At 54.6% G+C, this 3345-nt stretch carries 2 rRNA genes (1 of these 2 cut by a window edge); both read right to left on the reverse strand.

The window, feature by feature from the left end:
* Positions 1–1257 (reverse strand): 23S ribosomal RNA (locus ACFZA2_RS17360); it reaches 1955 nt to the left of the window's first position.
* Between the two features lie 426 nt (positions 1258–1683).
* Positions 1684–3205, reverse strand: a 16S ribosomal RNA gene (locus ACFZA2_RS17365).
* Together the 16S and 23S rRNA genes form the textbook arrangement of a ribosomal RNA operon.
* Positions 3206–3345: the final 140 nt, after the last annotated feature.

Raw genomic sequence — 3345 nt, forward strand, 5'->3', positions numbered from 1 at the left:
ATGCCACAACTTCGGTGGCGTGCTTGAGCCCCGTTACATTGTCGGCGCGGAATCACTTGACCAGTGAGCTATTACGCACTCTTTCAAGGGTGGCTGCTTCTAAGCCAACCTCCTGGTTGTCACAGCAACTCCACATCCTTTCCCACTTAGCACGCGCTTAGGGACCTTAGTTGGTGGTCTGGGTTGTTTCCCTCTCGACTATGAAGCTTATCCCCCACAGTCTCACTGCTGCGCTCTCACTTACCGGCATTCGGAGTTTGGCTGACGTCAGTAACCTTGTAGGGCCCATCGGCCATCCAGTAGCTCTACCTCCGGCAAGAAACACGCAACGCTGCACCTAAATGCATTTCGGAGAGAACCAGCTATCACGAAGTTTGATTGGCCTTTCACCCCTATCCACAGCTCATCCCCTCAGTTTTCAACCTAAGTGGGTTCGGTCCTCCACGACGTCTTACCGTCGCTTCAACCTGGCCATGGATAGATCACTTCGCTTCGGGTCTAGGACACGCGACTCAATCGCCCTATTCAGACTCGCTTTCGCTACGGCTACCCCACACGGGTTAACCTCGCCACGTATCGCTAACTCGCAGGCTCATTCTTCAAAAGGCACGCTGTCACCCCTACTAAGGAGGCTCCAACGGTTTGTAAGCAAACGGTTTCAGGTACTATTTCACTCCCCTCCCGGGGTACTTTTCACCTTTCCCTCACGGTACTTGTCCGCTATCGGTCATCTGGGAGTATTTAGGCTTATCAGGTGGTCCTGACAGATTCACACGGGATTTCTCGGGCCCCGTGCTACTTGGGATACTCTTCACGCCAAGAACAAGCATTTCGACTACGGGGTTCGCACCCTCTATGACCGGCCATTCAAAACCGTTCGTCTATACCCTCTTGTCACGTCGACTGCTCGGCAGAACAATCCGAAAAGTCCCACAACCCCCAACATGCAACGCCTGCCGGCTATCACACACGCTAGGTTTAGCCTCTTCCGATTTCGCTCGCCACTACTCACGGAATCGCTGTTGCTTTCTCTTCCTGTGGGTACTGAGATGTTTCACTTCCCCACGTTCCCTCTACCCGCCCTATATATTCAGGCGGGAGTCACCAGGTACGCACGCGCCCTGGCGGGGTTTCCCCATTCGGACACCCTCGGATCAAAACTCGCTTATCAGTTCCCCGAGGCTTATCGCAGATTGCTACGTCCTTCTTCGGCTCCAGATGCCAAGGCATCCACCGTTTGCTCTTAAAGACTTGAAATCACATGAGTTGAATCGTCAAAAAATTGACTAATGATCTTTAAGATCATCTTCACGACACAAACCCGAAGGCTCATGTCGAAGATGCTCGCGTCCACTGTGTAGTTCTCAAAGTACGGGCGGAACCCCTCCCCCACACCCACCAACCGGTGAGAGCAAGAAGAGGCCCTCAAGGAAACAGCCACCAACCACCCCAGCCCAAAGACTGACGCGACCAGCGCCCGGCCCCTCAGGACCCAACAGCGTGCATGTGTCAACAACTCCGATCCAGATCATTCCAATGGCAAGCCACGTACTAAACCCGAGAACCTCGTCCCCGACACCCCATCAAATGTTCCACCCATGAGCTAACCGGCAGACACATTCGGTCTGATCCGGCGCCTGGACACTCACAACCCGAAGGTCATCAGTGCCAGATGCTCCTTAGAAAGGAGGTGATCCAGCCGCACCTTCCGGTACGGCTACCTTGTTACGACTTAGTCCTAATTACCGATCCCACCTTCGACGGCTCCCTCCACAAGGGTTGGGCCACCGGCTTCAGGTGTTACCGACTTTCATGACTTGACGGGCGGTGTGTACAAGACCCGGGAACGTATTCACCGCAGCGTTGCTGATCTGCGATTACTAGCGACTCCGACTTCATGAGGTCGAGTTGCAGACCTCAATCCGAACTGGGACCGGCTTTTTGGGATTCGCTCCACCTCACGGTATTGCAGCCCTTTGTACCGGCCATTGTAGCATGCGTGAAGCCCAAGACATAAGGGGCATGATGATTTGACGTCATCCCCACCTTCCTCCGAGTTGACCCCGGCAGTATCCCATGAGTTCCCACCATTACGTGCTGGCAACATAGAACGAGGGTTGCGCTCGTTGCGGGACTTAACCCAACATCTCACGACACGAGCTGACGACAACCATGCACCACCTGTTCACCAGTGTCCAAAGAGTTGACCATTTCTGGCCCGTTCTGGTGTATGTCAAGCCTTGGTAAGGTTCTTCGCGTTGCATCGAATTAATCCGCATGCTCCGCCGCTTGTGCGGGTCCCCGTCAATTCCTTTGAGTTTTAGCCTTGCGGCCGTACTCCCCAGGCGGGGAACTTAATGCGTTAGCTGCGTCACGGAAACCGTGGAATGGTCCCCACAACTAGTTCCCAACGTTTACGGGGTGGACTACCAGGGTATCTAAGCCTGTTTGCTCCCCACCCTTTCGCTCCTCAGCGTCAGTTACGGCCCAGAGATCTGCCTTCGCCATCGGTGTTCCTCCTGATATCTGCGCATTCCACCGCTACACCAGGAATTCCAATCTCCCCTACCGCACTCTAGTCTGCCCGTACCCACTGCAGGCCCGAGGTTGAGCCTCGGGATTTCACAGCAGACGCGACAAACCGCCTACGAGCTCTTTACGCCCAATAATTCCGGATAACGCTTGCGCCCTACGTATTACCGCGGCTGCTGGCACGTAGTTAGCCGGCGCTTTTTCTGCAGGTACCGTCACTTTCGCTTCTTCCCTGCTAAAAGAGGTTTACAACCCGAAGGCCGTCATCCCTCACGCGGCGTTGCTGCATCAGGCTTTCGCCCATTGTGCAATATTCCCCACTGCTGCCTCCCGTAGGAGTCTGGGCCGTGTCTCAGTCCCAGTGTGGCCGGTCACCCTCTCAGGCCGGCTACCCGTCGACGCCTTGGTGAGCCATTACCTCACCAACAAGCTGATAGGCCGCGAGCCCATCCCAGACCAAAAAATCTTTCCAACCCCCACCATGCGATGAAGGCTCATATCCAGTATTAGACGCCGTTTCCAGCGCTTATCCCAGAGTCCAGGGCAGGTTGCTCACGTGTTACTCACCCGTTCGCCACTGATCCACCAAGCAAGCTTGGCTTCACCGTTCGACTTGCATGTGTTAAGCACGCCGCCAGCGTTCATCCTGAGCCAGGATCAAACTCTCCGTAAAAAAGAAAAGCACACAACACCGGGAAAACGATGCTGCAGCGAGTTTGAAACTGACCAAAGAGAAACATCATTACTGACGTATCCATACGCCAACCCCCGAAGAGGCTGGTCTTTGATCCAAAGGAATTTCTCGCAATCCAA

This window comes from Microbacterium sp. NPDC007973, assembly GCF_042958465.1.
GTDB lineage: Bacteria > Actinomycetota > Actinomycetes > Actinomycetales > Microbacteriaceae > Microbacterium > Microbacterium galbum.